This is a genomic window from Arthrobacter psychrolactophilus (assembly GCF_003219795.1).
GTDB classification, from domain to species: Bacteria; Actinomycetota; Actinomycetes; order Actinomycetales; family Micrococcaceae; genus Specibacter; species Specibacter psychrolactophilus.
On the sequence record NZ_QJVC01000027.1, the window covers coordinates 24,818 to 42,955 of the forward strand.

Consider the following 18,138-nt stretch of genomic DNA (forward strand, 5'->3'; position numbering starts at 1 on the left):
AACGCGGTTAGTCGTTGATCATCACCCCATCCAGAGTCCACGAGGTGTTGATGACGTGGTCCGATTCAATCCATTGCGGAAACAGCTGGCGCAATGTCTGTGCGCCATTGAGGGCCCCGGCTGAAGTATTCGCGGCAATTTTGGCGCCCAAGGCATCGACCTGAACCGTGTAGCTCTCCGGTTTAGCCACAGAACTATCGGCGGCCACGGTGAAGGAAATATCGTTAGCCGTCGCCTTCCCACTAGTCACAGGAAGCTTGAATCCAGTGCTCTTGCGGGCCTTCTGTGCGAAGTAATTCGCCGCGGCTTGTGCCTCGCCAGTGGCAATAATTCGACTCGAGGGTGTCAGCTGGAAAGTTCCGCCATCAGTCTTTGCCGACTCGACTGGAAGCGGTACAAGTGAAAGTTTCTCAGGTACTACGGGTTGAGGCTTATCGTAGATTTCAAATTCTGAGATTGAGTACCCAAATGTTGCCCATTGCTTGGCCAGGAGCGCTCGAACGAACTTCACATTGGCCGAGCCAAGGTAAATTTCATCCGTGCGCGACGGACCAACGCCGCTGGTCATGACCTTTACATCGGTCCAGGTGTTTCCATCCGCCGAGGTCTGCAGGGTGTAGTTGCGCGCAGCGCCGGCGGGCCACTGTATAACCACGTGGTCCACCGGTCCTGCAGCAGCTAATTGCACCTGGAACCAGCCGGGATCGCCAGCGCTCGACGACCAGCGGGTGCCGGTGTTTCCGTCTATGGCGTTGGCGGGAACATTGCCAGGCAGCGCAGCCTCCACGCCATGGGCTGTCGCTGTGCCGGTTTTGGCCAGATTGGTGGGTGTAGTGGTTGGCGACGGGGTCGGGACCACAATCGGAGCCGCTTGGGCGCTCGGCGCTGTGAAGGCTGTGGGTAAGACCGCTGCAAACAAACTGAGCGCGGCGGCACAGGCGAGCCCGGCCGTCGTCGTTCTTTTTAATGCTTTCAATCGATTACTCGCTTACTTCTCGTGGACCGCAAGAGGCATCCGTTGGGTTTTTGAACTTGACCTAGCGTGGGGCCTATCTATTGAGTGATGAAACGTTCGACGGCGGTCACCGGACGAACGCGTTCGTCTTCCGGAATGTCTCCGGCAAACGCCAGCCACTGGGCGAACTTGTCTCCGCGTTCGTTGAGCTGGCGATACATGGCCCGACGCATATCCCGCACTTGTTCGCGATAAAACGGCACATTGACGACATTCGTGAGCTCGTCAGGATCGGCGATCATGTCGTAAAACTCGTCGATGCCCTCGGGGTTAGCAATGTACTTGACCTGCTTATTGCGAATCATGCGCTGCGCGTAGGGGAAGTGGTGGCCGTGGAATTCACAGAGAATGTCTTCGCGCCACCCCTCAACGTCTTCGCCATGGGCCAGAGGCACGAGACTGCGTCCCCGAACACCTGAGGCATCTGCCCCGGCGATGTCATGGAAGGTTGCCGTGAAATCCAGCAGGCTGATGAAGCGGTCCTCGCGACGCTCCTGCTCACCCGGAAGTGCCAGGATGGCAGGGATTCGGTAGATATCCTCGTACATCGCCGGGCCCTTGTCGTTGAGGCGATGAGCGCCGGTAAACTCGCCATGGTCGGCGGTAAACATGACGGCCGTGGAATCCGTAAGCCCCAGTTCATCCATGACCTCAAGGATTCGTCCGACTTCGTGGTCAATCATGGAGACATAGCCCCAGTACACCGCGGTGAGCTTCTTCCATTCATCCACCGTGAAGCAATCCGTCGACCAGTATTCGGCATAAGCCTGCTGCACCATGGGTTTGCCATGGAATGTCTCGGCAAAGGAACCGGGCAGTTCAATGGTGGACGGATCCACCATGTCGTACCACTGTCGCGGGATCAAATACGGCAAATGTGGGCCGAAGATATGGCATGAGAGGAAGAACGGTGTGCCGTCATCCTCCTGCAACGCCCCTGCCGCAAATTCCCGCAACTTGGCGATGGTTTGATCGGCCAAAAACGCCTCAAATGTCGCTTCCGTTGGCTGATCCGTGACGCCGGCAATCAGATGCCCCTGGCTTCCGTCTGCCCGCGTTGTGTACACAGGATTGGAGATATGGAAGTCGGGATAGTCGTTGGCCTTGAGCCAGTCCTCATAGCCGGGATCATCGAAAACATTCAAGGCGCCCGGAAGATGGATGCCCTCGAAGCCGTAGTGTTCCGGTCCGCGGTCCTTCCCGACATGCCACTTGCCCACATGGCCCAGCCGGTATCCCTGTTCCAGAAGTGCTGCCGAGAAGGTCGGCAAGCCATCAGGAAGTTCCTCGCGATGCCCAGAGTTCCACTCGTAGTTAGCCAACAGGCCGTGCTCGAACGGTTGCAGGCCAGTGAGCAAGCTAGCCCTGGCCGGCGTACAGATGGCCGTCGGGGTGTACGCCCGGTCAAAGGTGGTGCCACGCGCCGCCAACCGATCAAGATTAGGCGTATGTAAAGAGGTGTTTCCATAGCAACCGAGGGTGTCGATACGCTGCTGATCTGTCATGATGAACAGCATATTTTGGCGCTTTTGTGCGTGTGTTGCAGTCGTCATGGAGAACTTAGACCGCCGGAGTTTCTGCGTAAAGAGCGGCATCGTAGAAGGTCTTGGGATCAACCACGGCCGGAATCTTATCGGCAGCCTTGAACTGCTCCTGCAGGGCATTGAGCCAGACGTTGACGGTGCCATCCGTGGACAACTTAGCGAGCTCCTCGGAGCTGAAGAGCTTGGCGACGCTGGCCTGCGCGGCCATGTCTTCTTCCTTGAGCTTGAGGAAGGTAGCGGTTGCGGCGATGGTCTTGTCCTGGTTCTTCAAACGGTAATCATTGGCAGACTTGATGACCGAGATGAAGCTTGTCGCCAGCTCTTTGTCCTTGGCGGCACGTCCCGGGCTCGCAACAAAGGTGGACGGGAACGTGAACTTGTCGATGAAATCTTCATTGGAGAACAGCTCGACCAGGTTCGGTTTGCCCTTCTTGGCGCTGTCGATGAGCGGGTACCAGAGAGCTGCTCCGTCGATCTGGCCGGCGGCGAAGGCGGCAACGATGGCCGGCGGTTCCATGGCGGTGACCTCAAAATCGCTGCGGGACAGGCCGTCTTTCTCCAGAGCCAAGGTGAAGAGCTGATCTCCTGAGGTACCTGTCGGAACAGCAATCTTTTTGCCCTTGAGCCCAGCCAACGAGGTGATACCTTCCTGAGCGATGATGCGGTCCGCGTTGGACACGGAGTTCACAGCCCAGATCTCGGCCTTACCCGAGGCAGGAAGCCACAGGGCGCCCGAGCCAATGTACGCAACATCGACGTTGTTTGTGCCGAGTGCCTGAATGGCGAGCGGGCCGTTCGTGAAGGGGAGGTACTTGGGCTTCAAACCAGCCTTGGCCCACAGACCTTCCTGGTCAGCAACTGCCATGAGGGCCGCGCCGTTGTAGTCGGCAATGTAGCCAACCTTGATCTCAACGGGGTCCTTACCGCCGGCGGGGGTGCCGGCGTCGTCTTTGGCACCGCAGGCGGCCAGAAGAGAGATGGCAGCGGCGCCCATGGAGAGCTGCAAGATATTACGACGAGAGAATGATGCGGACATGAGGTCCTCCTGAAGACGTGTGCCGAGGCACGAAGTGATGGAAAGTTCTTGCGAGAAAAGCAGTGCGTGGAGCTTATTGATGGGCTTCGGCGACACCTGGCTGGTGGTACACCGCGGCCCAGACTTCGGAGCGAAGTTTGGCGAACTCCTCAGAAAGGCGCATCTCTTCCGTACGCGGGTAGGGAAGATCCACCTTGATTTCCTTGTAAATGCGCCCTGGTCGGGCGGCCATGACGATGACTCGTGAGGCGAGGAAGACCGACTCATCAACGTCGTGGGTGACGAACATGACGGTGCGCCGTTCCTTGCTCCAGGTTTCCAGGAGCTGTTCTTGCATATGAACGCGGGTCAGGGCGTCCAAGGCGCCGAAGGGCTCGTCCATGAGAAGGATCTCGGGGTTGACGGCGTAGGCACGGGCAATCGCGCACCGCTGTTTCATGCCGCCCGAGAGTTCCTTTGGTAGGGCCTCGGCAAAGCGCGTCAGGCCAACCAGTTCAAGGTAGTGGTCAACGATGGCTGTGCGTTCTCTGGCGGGAACCTTCTTCAGCTCCAGACCAAACTCAACATTCTTGCGCACCGTAAGCCAGGGGAACAAGGCGTACTGCTGGAAGATGACACCCGTGCGAGGGCTGGGGCCCTGAACCGGGCGGTCATCAACAAGAACCTGTCCACCGGTGGGCTGCAGGAGTCCCGCGGCAGCGTTGAGCATCGTGGATTTACCACAGCCCGAGGGGCCCACGACGGTGACAAACTCACCATCGGCAATGTCCAGGTTCACGCCGTCGAGAGCGGTGAAGGTGGTCCCGGTCAGGGTGAATTCCTGGCGGAGGTTTTCAAAACGAATCATGGCTTGGGAATTGGTGCTTGTCATGAGAAAAGTCCTTAGCGGCGTTCTTGCCAGCGGGTCAGGTGAGCTTCGATCATCAGCAGGAGGCGGTCCATGAGCAGACCCAAGATACCGATGACAATCACGTTGACGAGGATGGTGGGCATGTCGTAGAACTGCTGAGCCTGTTGCATGCGCATACCCAAACCATTGGGGGCCGCGAGCAATTCTGCGGCGACAACGGTGGCCCAGCCAGCGCCGAGGCCAATGCGCATACCGACGAGGATGAATGGTGAGGAGGCCGGGACAACAACGCGCATGAAGATGACGTAGTTGTTGGCGCCCAGGACCCGGGCCGCGTTGATCAGGGTGTTGTCAACGCTGACCACTCCCTGATAGGTGGAGATGACGCAGGAGAGGAATGCGGCCAGGAAGATAACGAAGATTTTCGGCGTTTCACCGATGCCCATCGTGACCATGACCAACGGCAGTAGTGCCAGCGGGGGAATGGTGCGGAAGAACTGAACCCACGGTTCAATGATGGCCCGACCAACGTGGTACCAGCCCATGAGGAATCCGACGGGGACAGCCAAGGCGCTGCCGAGGAGGAAACCGCTCAAGACACGCAGGAGCGATGCGCCAGTGTCTTCGGCCAGTGTGCCGTCGGCGAGAAGTTCTCCGCCGCGAGCGAGAACTTCAAGAGGGCCAGGGAGTCCAACTAATCCCGTGGCGGCCAAGATGGCCCACAGGATGAGTCCGGCCGCGACTGATCCAAAGTTGATGGTCAACATGGCCTTGCGGCTGAGCTTACGGGAGCGAGTTTCCTTGTTTTTTGCGGAATTCGCGGAGCGTGAGGTAGCTGAGGTTGCCGTGGAAATGGCGGCCCCAGGAGGCGGATTGCGGGGCGAGATGATGGTGTCTTTTTCGGCCATAGCTCAAAGATATGACAGCAATCACATAGTGTCAACGCTATTTACATAAATAGACCTTGCATGACGTTACCGGTCTATTTATTGCCGCTCGTTGCGGCGCATGGCGGCTAGTGCCCTTGGTCCAGAGCCCAATGGCTCAGTGCTAGATGCGCGGCTCCGTCGCTTCCGGCTGTAGGGGCGAACGGCGCCGCGCTGATGGTGACAACTCGCGCTCCCAGGTCGAGATGTTGCTCGGCGAGTGCCCGTCGCAGGGGCGCAAGCAGTGGCTCGCCAAATTGGGAGAGTTCTCCGGCGATGACGATGCGACTGGGATCGAGAAGTACGGTGGCGCCAACGACGGCCCGGGCCAGAAGTTCGCCTGCCCAGTCAATAATGTTCAGTGCGATCCCATTACCTATTGTTGCCGCCTGAGCGAGTGCGGCTATCGAGGCGAACGACTGCCCCCGATGGGCTGCCTCTGCGAGGACATTGGCCTCGTTGAGGTAGCTTTCTAGGCAGCCGTGCCGTCCGCACCAGCATTGGGGGCCGGCGAAGTCGACGCTGATATGTCCGAGTTCTCCGGCCATACCATTACCACCGCGCAGGAGGGTTCCGTGGCTGACGCTTGCCGCGCTAACACCCGCCGAGAGCACGATATACAGCAGGTCTTCGCTGTCTTTGCCATAAGCCATGGCGGCTAGGCGAATATTGTTATCCCACAGTAGGGGTCCTGGCAGGATGGCGCGCAAGGCATCCAGTGTGGCGCCTTGCGGGTCGAGCTGATGCTGGGCGCCATCGGCGAGAGAGAGCGGATTCGCGTGACGACTTGCGATGCCGATGCCGGTGCCAATAATCGCTTCGGGCTTGATGCGTCCGTCGTCGATGAGCTGGCGCACCATGTCGACAGCCAGTCTCACCTTGGCCTCCAAGCCGAGTGAGGAGGCAATCTCCTGCAGTTCGGTCGTCAGCGGGGACCCGTCAAAGCCCTTGACGGAAATGCTGATGCGACGTCGGCCCAGTTCGATGCCAACGGCGGCTCCGGCGTTGGGATTGAGCGAGAGCACTTTGGTAGGCCGCCCATGACGTCCGGTAGGCGTCACGGCCTGCTCGGTGTCGGTAATGACTCCGCGGTCCCGCAATTCGCCAACGATGGCCGACAGTGTCGTTCTGGAGAGTTTCGTGTCGTCTTCTAGCTCGCGCCTAGTTCGTTGCCCATGGGCAACGAGGGACTCAAGAACTCGGAGTTCATGTCGGCGTCGAACTGCCTGTAAGGCGCTATCATCGGGCGTAAGCACGTCCCCCACCACTTTCTTTGAAGGCCAACTCGACCTTGAGGTTTTCCTGCGGGTACGTAACTGTTGAGACGCTACCGACCCACTTATGTAAACACTATTATCATAAGGGCATAGTGGCGAAAAAGCTCTGGACGACAGGCGGTTTAAAGTCGGCGTTGCACGCTGCGTTAGCCTCGGGCGGCGCGAATAAAGTCTTGGATCAGCGCAATATCCTTGATTCCCCGGGTCGATTCAACGCCACTGGAGACATCGACGCCGTGGGGATGAAGTTCTGTCATCAGTTCAGCGACATTCTCTGGGTTGAGCCCGCCAGCGAGGAGCCAGAAGCCACTGGGCCATCCGCCCGTGAGTGTGCTCGCGTCAAAGGTGACCCCGGCACCTGGTTCGACGGCATCTAGCAGCAGCCGTTCTTGATCCCACTGCTTGCGTTCGGCGGTACTGAGTGCCGCGTAAGCATCAATCGAGAAAGCGCGGAGAGTTTGGAATCCGGCATCCTTGAGCTGCTGCATCTCCGTCAAGCTTTCGTTGCCGTGCAGTTGGACGGTACTGACCTTGGCTGCCGCTGCGATCGCCATGACTTCGGCGATGGGCTGGTTGCGAAAGACGCCGACCGTTTCAATACCAGAGGGCACCAGAGCCGTGAGAGTCGCGACCGTTTCGGCCGTGACAGTGCGCGGACTACCCGGAGCGAAGACAAAGCCTAGGGCGTCGGCGCCGGCCGCAACCGTTGCGGTGACCGTCTCAGCGGTTTGTAATCCGCAAATCTTCACGTAGCGGGCGTTCATGGCTTCCACTTCTCTTCCGGACGGGATGGTAGTTGCTCCACAAGGGCAATATTAACAGTTAGCGGGCGACGCTTAGGCAAAGATGGCGTCGGCGATGGCCCAGATGACGTATCCGCTCAGAGGTACCAGTAGGAGCCATTCGCGCACCGAGCCGGCATTGCCCAGGATGGGGATGGCGATATTGCCATTGGGGCGCCAGAATTTTTTCACGAGAGGCAGCTTCTGTAGCAAGCGCGGCGGCCGGATGCGCAGTGGCCATAGGAGGTTGCAACCTCCGGTGGTCAGCATATCGCCGGCGATATGCGTGGCCACGCCCAATGCCATGGTCAGGGGGAACCAGTAGGGTTCCTGAGGTGCATAGAAGGCGACAAAGGCGCCAACGGCTAACCCGACGAGCCACGGGAATTTTTGCATGGTATCGGGAATGATCTTCAGAGACTTCGCAGCAAAGGATGCCAGGAGTACGGCGAGGATTCCAGCGCCCGGGTAGACGGTACCAAAACCACTGAGCTCGAGCTGCCACATTCCTGCGAGCGCGGCGATGGCCACGAAGACAGCTAATCCCAGAAGGGAGTGCGTGCCGTGCCGATGTCCGCCGGAGAGTTTTCCGATCTGAATGCAGAGGACATTCGAAAGGGGCGGCAGGGAGTGGGCGATGGTCGCGTGGCGATGATCGGCGTCGGGCACGAGCGCGGCCCCGGCGGCAACGAGCGCTCCGGCAACGACTCCCGCAGGGGAGACGTCCATAAGCCCCATGCCGAGAGTTAGATGATCCGGCATGGCGGGGATGTGCTGCGCAAGGGGAGCTAGTCCGACGTCGAGCTGGGTTGTCAGGGCTAGCCAAACGGCTGCTCCGCTGGCGGCGTGATGGGCACCCATCATGAGGGGTTACGTCCTTGCATTCTCGGGACTTCGTTCTGATCCCGCGATACGTGGACAAAACCTGCTGGGTCAACACTATGCCTACCCGGAGACATTTTCGAAACCAGGTGACGCAGCCCACTCGTTCTCGAAATAGAACATAAATTCTAATTTGAGAACGAGTGGGATTTTGCCTTATTTACTCAGCTTCAGCAGCATCTCGACGCTTCCGGCGGGCTCGACCTTGACGAAGCCTAGATCAGGCGCTGCAATGCCGTAATCGCTGAAGGTGACGGGGATAGAGCCTTGAACCTCGACTCCGCTGCCGGTGCTCTGGGCCTTCAGATCGACCGTGACGGACTTGGTAGTCCCGGCAATCGTGAGGTCACCAACGGCCTTGACGCTCGCCACGCCGGCCTTGATGGCTGCTATGTCGACCGGTGCGCTCAGCGTGAAGGTTGCGCTGGGGAACTCCGCCGTCTTGAGAATGCTCAAGAACTGACTGTCCCGGCTTCCGTTATCGGTGGCAACCCCTGTCAGGTCAACGCTCACCTGCGCGGCGGTGAGCTTGCTGTCTGCGATGGTCACGCTGCCCTCAACACTCTCGGTACGGCCCACGACCGTGACGTTTTGGCCATTGAGCACTTCGGCCACTCGGTATCCGGCCTGAGAACCCTGAACAATGCTCCAGTCACCCTCAAGGCTTCCGCTGTCGGATACTCCTGGTGTTGCGCCACTGCTCGCACCCTCGGTAGCCGTAGCAGCTGTAGGTGTAGAGAGGGACAAGGCCGTCGGTGCCTTGCTATTCTCTTTACTCGCATAGATGGCACTGCCACCCCAGATGCCACCAATAATGATGACGAGTACGGCCACGATGGTGACTAATTTCTTGCGCATGTTTTTCCCCTCGCTGCTAAGACCTTTCTAGGAACTATGACAGCGCTGACTGAAGGGAAGCTGAGGATTACCTTCAGTACTCCGGGTAGTCAGGCGCTAGATAAGCACACACTAGGACAGCGAGCGTAGATACCGCTGACGAACCACTCGCTGCATCAGCGACAAAGCCGGGAAGAGAAGCCGCCACGGCTGCTCAGGTGCTGACCGAGTGAGAGCACGGATAGTCAAGAAGACCTCACCGCCGCGCCTATGGACGATAAACGCCTCTTCGCCGTTCACCGGATGTCCCGGTAACGTCCTATAAGCAAAGCCAACCCTGTCAGGGAGGCTGACAACACTCACCACCTCAACGGGCTCCACAACCGTGAAGCCTAGGGCGCTCACCGTGACGATAACACTTTGCCCCTGCCGCACTGGGTTGTTCGAATCCACACGAAAACCACTCCTGGTCTTCACCTTCCAACGGAGAACGTCAGAGACGGCCCGACGCCATAGGGCTTCACCGCTCCCCAGTGACGCAGACACCTCGGAACGGTGAAAGCCAGAGGGACTATGAGTCCACTCGTGACTCTCCGGCATCGTCACGCGACAGGCTTGCGTTGCACAGCCATCATGCACTCAGCCTAATAGAGGCGACAGGCTAGCCCCGAGAGGGAAAGAGCTCACAGAGCGAGAGAGCTACGCCTTGAGCGCAGCCCATCCGGTACGGCTGCCCCGCAACTGAAGATCAGGGCGCTGCTCCACAGACCCAGGACCATGACCTAGCAACTTTTCAAGAGAAGCCTGATCTGCAGGGGAAAGCGACGAGCCCGTCGCCTCACGCATCCGGCTCAGGAAGGCGCGGGCATAGCGAGAGGTGAGAGACGCCGTCGAACTTTCCAATGACCCGACTGACGGGAAGAGGCGACGCTCAACCGAAACAAAGCCCGCACCCAACAAAGCCTCGCTCCAATCAGGATGCGCATTCCACCCCAGATGCGCCAACCCCTCATGCAACCGCGACTCCACACCCGACAAGGCGCTCGCAGGCAAGAAGGTCGGAAGGCTATCCATCTCGATCACGATCAGAACCCCGCCCGGACGCAAGGTGTCATGCATCTGTCGCAAAGCCCCCTCGGGATCTTTCAATTCATGCACGAACGACGAAGCCCACATGAGATCTGCAGAAGCGCTCGCAGGCAGTCCCTGCTCGAGATCTGCTTCGAGGGTGGTGACGCGATTCTGGATGCCGTGCTGGGCGGCGGCGAGGGCGACCTCGGCAAGCATGCCGGGGGACCTGTCGAGCGCCATGATGTCCGCGTGCGGGAAACGCCGGGCCAGGGCCACCGTTCCAGCGCCCGAGCCCGCGCCGAGATCAACAACTGTCGCCGGCGCGGCGATGAACCCGGCAGCCCACTCGCTGGCCTCATCGAGATAGGCGCCGAGCAGAAGCGCGTCAAGCCGGAGTGTTTCCGCCAATTCGACGTGGCCGGCGTGAGAGTGGCTATGGTCCTGATGATGTGCATGGTGAGTCATAGGGCAACGCTATCCATTCTGTGCGCAAAGTGCATAGACTTTTGCGTATGACGCAAGAAAATGATGTCGACGCCGTAATTCGCCAGCGGATCCGGAGCCTGCGGCTCGCGCGGGGCTGGTCACTGGAGAATCTTGCTGCCCGGTGCCAGCTCAGCGCCTCGACCTTGAGCAGGATCGAAAGTGGGCACCGCAGAATGGCCTTGGACCAGTTGCTGCTGATCGCACGCGCCTTCGACACCACCCTGGATGCGCTCGTGGAGCAGGCGGGGCAGGACGATGTGGTGATTCGGCCGCTCCCGTCCCATGCGCCGGGGCTGACAACCTGGGTGCTCTCGAGCGCCGATGGCATCCATGGCAAGACGGTTGCCAAAATGCGGATCACCCCCGGCCGGCCAGGAGAACGTGGCGTGCATGCCGGACGCGACTGGTTCACGGTGCTCTCCGGCATTGTCCGGCTGGAATTGGGGGAGCAGACCATCCTGGTGCACCCGGGCGAGGTCGCGGAGTTCTCCACGATGACCCCGCATGCCATCTGCGCCCATCTCGGGCCGGTGGAAATTCTCACCATCTTCAACCACGACGGCGGCCAGGCTCACCTTCACGGGGCCTAAACCGGCCAAGGATTTCTGGGCTGGAACTCGTGGCGCGGTAGACCAAGCCGCCGCAACACTGGCCGAGGCCGACAAGCTGGCGTAGTCTCGGTACGGCAATTCTTCTGCCCCGATTGTGAGGATTACTATGACAAGCCTGCCCAACCGTTCACAAACGGCTCTCTTGATCGTCGATGTTCAAAACGACGTCATGGCCGAATCCCACGAACCGGCCCCCATAGTGGCGAACATTCAAACGCTCGTGGCCGCTGCCCGAGAAAGCGACACCGCCGTCATCTGGGTCCAGCACTCCGATCCCGAACTCCCCAAGGGCTCCCCGGGCTGGGAGTACGTTCCGGAACTGCCCCGCCGTGACTCCGAGGCGCTCGTTCACAAGAACTATGGCGACGCGTTTGAGGACACGGATCTGGAAGCCGTCCTGGCGCAAAACAACATTGGCCATCTCGTCGTGGCCGGCGCGGAGACCGACGCCTGCATTCGCTCCACCATCCACGGCGCCTTCACACGCGGCTACGACGTCACCCTGGTCAGCGACGCCCACACGGCCTCGGACAAAAGCCAATGGGGCGCTCCGGCCGTGCCCGACGTCGTCGCGCATACCAATCTGTACTGGCAATTCCAGCGCGCCCCGGGACGTACGGCGGCAGTCGTGGCCACCGCCGAGGTGCAATTTCCCCATTAAGTCCGACGTCGGACGGTGGGCTCAGCGACTCGGCACTCCTCAGGCGGTGGGAGGGACCTCGGAGACTTGATCAAAATGTTCTACGACCGGAAACGGTTCGTAAAACTCATGCAGTAGCGCTTTCCACTGTTGGTAGCTCTCTGAGGTGCGGAAGCCAATCGTATGGTCCTCGAGTGTGTCCCAGTCCACCAGAAGCAGGTACTCGCTGGGGGACTCGATGGAACGCGAGAGCGTCAGTCCACGGAAACCAGGTATTGCGGAAATGATGTGCCGGGCCGTGTCAAAGGCCGCTTCGAAGTCACTTTCTCGGCCGGCGATGACGGGCAAAATGGCGTGTTCGGTAATCATGTATTCATCCTGTCATAGCATGCATCGGGCCTAAGCCACGGGCAACTAGCGAAAGAGGAGCGCCACGCGTTGCTCGCTTGGCGCTCCTCTTTCTTAAAGATGCTTACTTGTCAACGGCGGGGTTAACTTCGGCCTTGGCGATAGCTCCGTCACCGTTGCCCCAGGTGTCGAGAATCTTCTTGTAGCTGCCATCGGCGATGAGCTTGTTGACGGCCTTAGCGACGACGTCGGCGAGCTTCGTATCATTCTTGTCCACGGCAATGCCCAGGGGTGAAGCGCCGTAGAGCGTGCCGATGGTTTCAAGTGAACCTTCGGTCTGGGTGATGGCATATGCCGTGGTGATGGAACCGGCAGCCATGGCGTCCAGACCACCGTTGACCAGGCGGGTTGTGACGTCGGTCTGCTTCTTCAAAGACACCACGTTGATGGCGCTCTTGCCTTCGGAAACACACTTGGCGCTGCGTCCTGAAATATCGGGGTCTTCTTGGAAGGTGCCCGTCTGCACTCCGACGGTCTTGCCGCAGAGATCTTCAAGGTCGATGCTCTTCGGGTTGCCCTTTTGGGTGACCCACTGGGTTCCGGCCTGGAAGTAGCTCACAAAGGTAGCTGCCTTGCTGCGTTCCTCGGTGATGAAGAAGGAGGAGATGCCCAAATCGTACTTGGGGCCAAGGGAGGGGATGATCCCGGTGAAGTCAGCTGTCTTGACCTCAACTTTAAGACCCAAGGTAGCTCCGATGGCCTTGGCCATATCAACGTCGTAGCCCATAGGCGTTTGGCCGTCGTTGCCGCCCAAGAATTCAGCGGGTGCGTACGTCGTATCCGAGCCGACAATCAAAGTTCCCTTGGAGCTAATGGCAGCCGGAACTTCCGCTGCCAGGGCGTCATCCTTTGCCACAGTGCTCAGATCGAAGGCGGAGGCGCCTGCGGGCTGGTTTTCTGCGGTGTCCTGTGATGCGGTGGTGCATCCGGTGAGCGCGATCAATCCGGCTGCAACAGCCGCCGTGATTTTCAGGGAGTTCTGTGCTTTTACAAACATGAGGTGGTTACTTTCAGTTTTTAGGTTGTGCAGAGAAATATCAGGAGCAGATGCTCAGTGCTGGTGGCTAGCCGTGGTTGATGCGGCGGATAGCTACTTCAGCCAGCCATGCCGCCGCGTCGGGAAGCACGGAGTCGTCAAAGAGTGCATGGGCCGAGTGATTGTTTCCAAGGTTCGTGGCGGTGTTGTCCACACAGGCGCTGAGGAACAAGAAGCTGCTGGGGACTTCCTCGGCGATGAAGGCAAAGTCTTCGGAGCCCGGCAGAGGGAACTGCATTTCGCTATAACGATCCTCGCCAAACATGTCCACGACGGTCTGCCGAGCCAACTCATACGCCGATTCTTCGTTGACCAGGACGGGGTACAACTCGGTGTACTCGACGCTGGCTTCGAGGCCGTGAGCCTCGGCAATCCCTTGAACGAGGCGGACGCTCTTCTCTTGGATAGAGCTGCGGGACTTGGCGCTGAAGCTTCGCACGGTGGCGTCGAAGGTCGCGTCATCCGGAATGATGTTGTCCCGCGTTCCGCCGGCAATCTTCCCTACCGTGACAACTACCGGGTCAAAGACGTCGAAGGCCCGGGTGACCATGGTCTGAAGAGCCGTGACTGCCTCACACAGCGCAGGGATCGGGTCTTTGGCCTCGTGCGGTTGGGACCCGTGACCGCCCACTCCCTTGAAGCGCACGTGGAGTTCATCGGCGGCCGCCATTTGTGAGCCCTGACGCCCGTACCAAACACCTTGGGGTTGTCCCGTCGAGAAGACGTGAAGACCAAAGGCTGCGTCGGCGCGGCGTCCAGCGGCGTCCAGAACTCCTTCGGCGATCATGGGCTCAGCACCGCCGGGGCTTTCCTCGCCGGGCTGGAACATGAAGACCACATCACCGGCCAGATCAGCCTTGCGCGCATGAAGGATTCTGGCGGCACCTACCAACCCCGCCATGTGGAGGTCGTGACCACACGCATGCATGAGTCCCTCATGGGTGGACTTGTAGTCGAGATCATTTGCTTCGGCCACGGGCAGGGCGTCCATGTCTCCGCGCAGCAGCACTACGGGCTTGATGCCTGAGGCATGGGTTCCTTCGCCGCGGAGAACGGCCGTGATGGAAGAAAGCTGCTTTCCAAGGGTTATTTCGAGATCGAGATCAGCCAACGCTGCCAGCAGCCTTTGCTGAGTCAAGGGCAGATCATTGCCCAGTTCAGGGATCTGATGCAATTCACGACGGAGCGTTGCGAGCTCATCGGCCATGGTTGCGGCCAATGCTTGTGTGCTGGGTGTTTCCAGGGAGGCTGAACCTGTCATAGTTTCCATCGTTTCAACGTTTACTTTCATTCGAAGGGTGATTGTGGGCAGGGACCCTAAATACCGCTCCACCCAACACATCACCGGACTATGCTGCATCCTCGTACCGTGGATGTCGCATAGCTGAATCATTTCACGATTTCCAGTGGGGAGTGTCTCAATTATGTGATACTTGGCGTATGGAATCGCAAAAACTGAAAGAAACGAGCATGAACAATGATTCTTTGTCAGATTCCATCACTTTGAGTGAACTTGATTTGGCGCTCGTCAATGCCTTGCAGCTTCGTCCGCGGGCAAGCTGGGTCGAATTAGCGAAGCCTTTGGGGACCACGGCAACAACCTTGGCTCGCCGCTGGGAGAGACTTTCCGCCGCGGGGCTGGCCTGGGTTGCGGCCGCGCCCGGCCCGGAGTTTGGCCGGAGCCGCTGCATCTCCTACATCATGATTCGCGTGGAGCCGAATGCTCGCAAGCGCGTCGTTGACGATCTGGCACAGTGGTCCGAGGTCGCCACGATTGAGGTGGCGACCGGTGGGCACGATCTCAACGTTGACGTTCTCACGCACGACCTCAGGGAACTGGACCAATTTCTCACCGACAAAGTCTTTGATATTCCCGGCATTAACTCCGTGGACATCCTGCTCACCACGGCCCTGTATTTGGAAAGCAGTCGCTGGAGACTGCGATCCTTAGACAAAGGACAATTAAGTGTCCTCAACGGCGGCACGATGTCGCTCAAGAAGTCCCACCATGCCATCGGCCTCGACGATCTTGATCGCGCACTACTAGATCATCTGGTTCATGATGGCCGATTGAGCTGGGCTGAATTGGCATCCCTCACAGGGGCGAGCACCGCCACAGCGCGACGCCGGGTCACGCGCCTGATCTCCTCCGGAATTGTGACCTTCCGCTGCGAAATAGCGCATTCACTGGCGGGTTGGCCCATCCAGGCATCACTCCTAGCCCAAGCCCCAGGGGAAGACCTCGATAGTATTTGCCAGACCTTATCCACGTGGCCAGAGTGCCGCTTCGTTGCCGCAGTCACCGGAACGGCCAATATCTATGCAACCTTCTGGGTTCATGATTTGGGAAGTGTGCAGCGCCTCGAAGCGGAAACACGCGGCACCATGCCCAGCCTTACGGTTGTGGACAGAATGGTAGCTCTGAGTACCCCCAAGCGCATGGGTCATCTCTGCGACCTTGAGGGTCGGCGCATCGGAATCGTTCCCATTTCTCCTTGGTAGCCGGCCGCGACTCACCCACGCCTCACTAGTTGCTGCCGACTAATAGTTATGGCAGCATAGCGGTATGGACGAACCAGCACCCTCTCACGACCCTCAATTGTTGAGGGGAGTACTTCCCATGCTCATCTTGGTCTTGTTGCAAGAGCAGCCGTCCTACGGATACGAGCTGGTCGAACGCCTGAGATCCCTTGGCTTGTCGGGCTTGGCAACCGGGGCGGTCTATCCAGTTCTGAGCAGATTTGAACGGGACGACTGGATATCCAGCTACCTCCAGAAATCCGATGCTGGACCGACACGAAAATACTATGCACTCACGTCCACTGGAGAAACAGCCCGCGTGGACGCTGAGCGAGCATGGAACGCCATTGCCGCAGCAGCGGCGCGAGGCTTGTCTCTAGCTACGGCTGTAGGGGCACAACAAATTGGGGGAAAGACGTTATGACTGTGGAATCTCGGAGCATGAGGAAATCAACACCGCGATGGGGATTGCGGCACGCCGTAGGCCGAGAGTGGTACCTCTTTGGGGTCGATCTCAACCTCGACGGTCGAGTGCCCGGTCGACAGCGCAAACGCATCCTTGCAGACTTACGAGACTGCATCGATACAGAGGCCGAAACGACCAGTCTCAAGGCCGTGCTTGCTGGATTGGGGAAGCCAGGTGTCCTCGCCAAAAGTTATGTGGAAGATGCCGACCACTCTCGCCCGCTGTGGTCAGGCGGTTTAATGGTCGCCACAGGAGTCCTTGTCAGCTATTGGCTGTTCTTTTTCACGTACGTCCTCGGGATGTATTCTGTCGTCTCGCAAGTGGGCGGCGAGTTCCATTCCCACTTCCTCTTTGTGAACGTCATGGCATTCTCGGACAATACCGGGATTGGGGTTGGCTGGTTCGATGCGGCCGCGTGGTGGGTTCCCTTAGCCCTGACCATGGTGGCCTTTGTGCTCGGCAGTAGATCCTGGCGCGTCTTTCGGCGCTAAGCCGGGTCAGCTCGCTTCGCGGAATTCCTCGCGCAGAATCGAAAAGAGTAGCGAGTCACGGCGAGTTCCGTGAGCGATCCGGTGGGCGCGCAAACGCCCTTCCAGGGTGAACCGATTCTTTTCCAACACCCGGACCGAGGCTGCATTTTCGGGATGGCAGGTAGCGGTGATGCGTTCCAGCCCAAGCGTGTCAAAGCCAATTCTCAGAAGCTGCTGGACTGCTTCCGAGGCATAACCTTGTCCCCAGTGAGCGCGGTGGACGGTATATCCCAGCTCGCCGTTGCGGTCGTGCGGATCGGTGACCCAAATACCCACCGACGCAATGAGTTGCTGATCCACGATGGCCGCTAAGGAGTAGGCCGATCTTTCGGGCTGCAGCTGAGCCTGCGCCGCGTGCTCCACGAACGCGGCCGTTTGCTCCACGGTGTTGGGGCCCCAAGTTGACCAACGAGTGACCTCTGGATCCGAAGCGTATTCGTGAACGGCTGCCGTATCTGAGGGCGTAAATTCTCGGAATGCTATCCGAGGGCCGGCAGGGTACGTGGTCGGTGCACGCATGATTCACTTCATTTCAGTCGTGGGTGGATAATCCAGCCTAACGTCCAAGCACCTAGCGGGTGTTCAGCGATCGGGGTGGTCCCGAGGTGTCCAGCCCGACGGCAGCATTCCGCTCATGCTGCCGCGGTCTCGATCCTCCCGCGCTGACCATCCCTGGGCAGCATCGGGAGTCTTGAATCCACCCCGAGCGAGGCGGAAGCCAACGTCGGGATGACACATTCCGGGTGCGCCTCCGCGCCTTGTTGATGCACGAACACTCCAGTGCTTATCGGCAAATCCGCCGCCGCGGAAGACTCGGTAGTCTCCATAGCGGGCCGGATCAAGGTGGTCCCAGCACCATTCCCAAGCATTTCCGAGCGTGTCAAAGAGCCCAAAGTCGTTGGGCAGCTTCAATCCCACGTCCTGAGGTGACTCAAGCTGGTCGTTGGCCGTCCATGCGATGGCGCCTAAGGCTCCGTAGTGTGGCCCTTGGCTGCCGGCCCGGCAGGCATATTCCCATTCTGCTTCGGTGGGCAAACGGTATCCGGATCGGTGAGTCCACCAGAGAACTTCACCGGCATCCATCGTGTAGCTCGGCTCCAGCCCGTCCTGTAAGGATGCCGCATTGCAAAAGTCGACGGCGTCTCCCTACGTGTCAGGCTGGAGCGGTACCACGGTGACAGAGCAAATCGGCTCGATCGCGTAGGGCGAGAACCAGGAAAC

At 59.2% G+C, this 18,138-nt stretch carries 20 protein-coding genes and 1 pseudogene; 5 read left to right on the plus strand and 16 right to left on the minus strand.

Annotated elements, in window-relative coordinates; all coding sequences use genetic code 11:
- Positions 1-7 precede the first annotated feature (7 nt).
- The 11 genes from CVS30_RS16780 to CVS30_RS16830 form a co-directional block, all read right to left on the minus strand.
- Positions 8-976, minus strand: coding sequence for a glycoside hydrolase family 20 zincin-like fold domain-containing protein (locus CVS30_RS16780; RefSeq protein ID WP_110486698.1), 969 nt, complete (start codon positions 974-976; stop codon positions 8-10).
- Between the two features lie 77 nt (positions 977-1,053).
- Entirely contained in the window at positions 1,054-2,610 is a 1,557-nt protein-coding gene (locus CVS30_RS16785; RefSeq protein ID WP_370801197.1) for a sulfatase family protein, read from the minus strand.
- Positions 2,576-3,595, minus strand: a complete 1,020-nt coding sequence (locus CVS30_RS16790; RefSeq protein WP_110486700.1) for an aliphatic sulfonate ABC transporter substrate-binding protein — start codon at positions 3,593-3,595, stop codon at positions 2,576-2,578. Before CVS30_RS16790 ends, CVS30_RS16785 begins: the two co-directional genes overlap by 35 nt.
- Positions 3,596-3,668: 73 nt before the next feature.
- A complete protein-coding gene (locus tag CVS30_RS16795) occupies positions 3,669-4,466 on the minus strand; it encodes an ABC transporter ATP-binding protein (RefSeq protein WP_110486701.1) in 798 nt (265 codons plus the stop codon).
- Positions 4,467-4,477: 11 nt separating this feature from the next.
- Positions 4,478-5,353 carry an ABC transporter permease gene (locus CVS30_RS16800; protein ID WP_245934664.1) on the minus strand — a complete coding sequence of 292 codons (876 nt, stop codon included), beginning with the start codon at positions 5,351-5,353 and terminating at the stop codon, positions 4,478-4,480.
- Positions 5,354-5,460: 107 nt separating this feature from the next.
- Complete coding sequence (locus CVS30_RS16805; protein ID WP_181419849.1) at positions 5,461-6,627, minus strand: ROK family transcriptional regulator; 1,167 nt, start codon at positions 6,625-6,627, stop codon at positions 5,461-5,463.
- Positions 6,628-6,794: 167 nt separating this feature from the next.
- A complete protein-coding gene (locus CVS30_RS16810; RefSeq protein ID WP_110486703.1) occupies positions 6,795-7,412 on the minus strand; it encodes a phosphoribosylanthranilate isomerase in 618 nt (205 codons plus the stop codon).
- A 72-nt stretch (positions 7,413-7,484) separates the two neighbouring features.
- Positions 7,485-8,294 (minus strand): metal-dependent hydrolase, encoded by an 810-nt coding sequence (locus CVS30_RS16815; RefSeq protein ID WP_110486704.1) that lies wholly within the window; start codon positions 8,292-8,294, stop codon positions 7,485-7,487.
- Positions 8,295-8,468: 174 nt separating this feature from the next.
- A complete protein-coding gene (locus tag CVS30_RS16820) occupies positions 8,469-9,170 on the minus strand; it encodes a YceI family protein (protein ID WP_110486705.1) in 702 nt (233 codons plus the stop codon).
- A gap of 111 nt (positions 9,171-9,281) precedes the next feature.
- A complete protein-coding gene (locus CVS30_RS16825) occupies positions 9,282-9,749 on the minus strand; it encodes a DUF1990 domain-containing protein (protein WP_110486706.1) in 468 nt (155 codons plus the stop codon).
- Positions 9,750-9,848: 99 nt separating this feature from the next.
- A complete protein-coding gene (locus CVS30_RS16830; protein ID WP_110486707.1) occupies positions 9,849-10,685 on the minus strand; it encodes a class I SAM-dependent methyltransferase in 837 nt (278 codons plus the stop codon).
- 47 nt (positions 10,686-10,732) lie between these two features.
- On the opposite strand from CVS30_RS16830, the gene CVS30_RS16835 reads away from it, so the two are divergent.
- Positions 10,733-11,296 carry a helix-turn-helix transcriptional regulator gene (locus CVS30_RS16835; RefSeq protein WP_110486708.1) on the plus strand — a complete coding sequence of 188 codons (564 nt, stop codon included), beginning with the start codon at positions 10,733-10,735 and terminating at the stop codon, positions 11,294-11,296.
- Between the two features lie 127 nt (positions 11,297-11,423).
- The gene (locus CVS30_RS16840) at positions 11,424-11,978 is read left to right on the plus strand and encodes a cysteine hydrolase family protein (RefSeq protein ID WP_110486709.1); all 555 of its coding nucleotides are present in this window, start codon (positions 11,424-11,426) and stop codon (positions 11,976-11,978) included.
- A 39-nt stretch (positions 11,979-12,017) separates the two neighbouring features.
- On the opposite strand, the gene CVS30_RS16845 is transcribed toward CVS30_RS16840, so the two are convergent.
- From CVS30_RS16845 to CVS30_RS16855, 3 genes are all read right to left on the minus strand, one after another.
- Positions 12,018-12,326 carry an antibiotic biosynthesis monooxygenase family protein gene (locus CVS30_RS16845; RefSeq protein WP_110486710.1) on the minus strand — a complete coding sequence of 103 codons (309 nt, stop codon included), beginning with the start codon at positions 12,324-12,326 and terminating at the stop codon, positions 12,018-12,020.
- 103 nt (positions 12,327-12,429) lie between these two features.
- Entirely contained in the window at positions 12,430-13,362 is a 933-nt protein-coding gene (locus CVS30_RS16850; protein ID WP_110486711.1) for an ABC transporter substrate-binding protein, read from the minus strand.
- 67 nt (positions 13,363-13,429) lie between these two features.
- The gene (locus CVS30_RS16855) at positions 13,430-14,662 is read right to left on the minus strand and encodes a M20 metallopeptidase family protein (RefSeq protein ID WP_110486712.1); all 1,233 of its coding nucleotides are present in this window, start codon (positions 14,660-14,662) and stop codon (positions 13,430-13,432) included.
- Between the two features lie 209 nt (positions 14,663-14,871).
- Here CVS30_RS16855 and CVS30_RS16860 point away from each other — a divergent pair, with 209 nt between their 5' ends.
- From CVS30_RS16860 to CVS30_RS16870, 3 genes are all read left to right on the plus strand, one after another.
- Entirely contained in the window at positions 14,872-15,903 is a 1,032-nt protein-coding gene (locus tag CVS30_RS16860) for an Lrp/AsnC family transcriptional regulator (RefSeq protein ID WP_181419850.1), read from the plus strand.
- 64 nt (positions 15,904-15,967) lie between these two features.
- On the plus strand, positions 15,968-16,345 hold the full coding sequence (locus CVS30_RS16865; protein WP_110486714.1) for a PadR family transcriptional regulator: 378 nt from the start codon (positions 15,968-15,970) through the stop codon (positions 16,343-16,345).
- Positions 16,346-16,362: 17 nt separating this feature from the next.
- Positions 16,363-16,878: a hypothetical protein gene (locus CVS30_RS16870; protein ID WP_146233439.1), complete on the plus strand. Its 516-nt coding sequence runs from the start codon at positions 16,363-16,365 to the stop codon at positions 16,876-16,878.
- 6 nt (positions 16,879-16,884) lie between these two features.
- Here CVS30_RS16870 and CVS30_RS16875 read toward each other — a convergent pair whose 3' ends face one another.
- Both CVS30_RS16875 and CVS30_RS16880 read right to left on the minus strand, forming a co-directional pair.
- Positions 16,885-17,436 (minus strand): GNAT family N-acetyltransferase, encoded by a 552-nt coding sequence (locus CVS30_RS16875; protein ID WP_110486716.1) that lies wholly within the window; start codon positions 17,434-17,436, stop codon positions 16,885-16,887.
- Between the two features lie 63 nt (positions 17,437-17,499).
- Positions 17,500-18,057: pseudogene (locus CVS30_RS16880) on the minus strand (formylglycine-generating enzyme family protein); the annotation flags it as partial.
- Between the last annotated feature and the right edge of the window lie 81 nt (positions 18,058-18,138).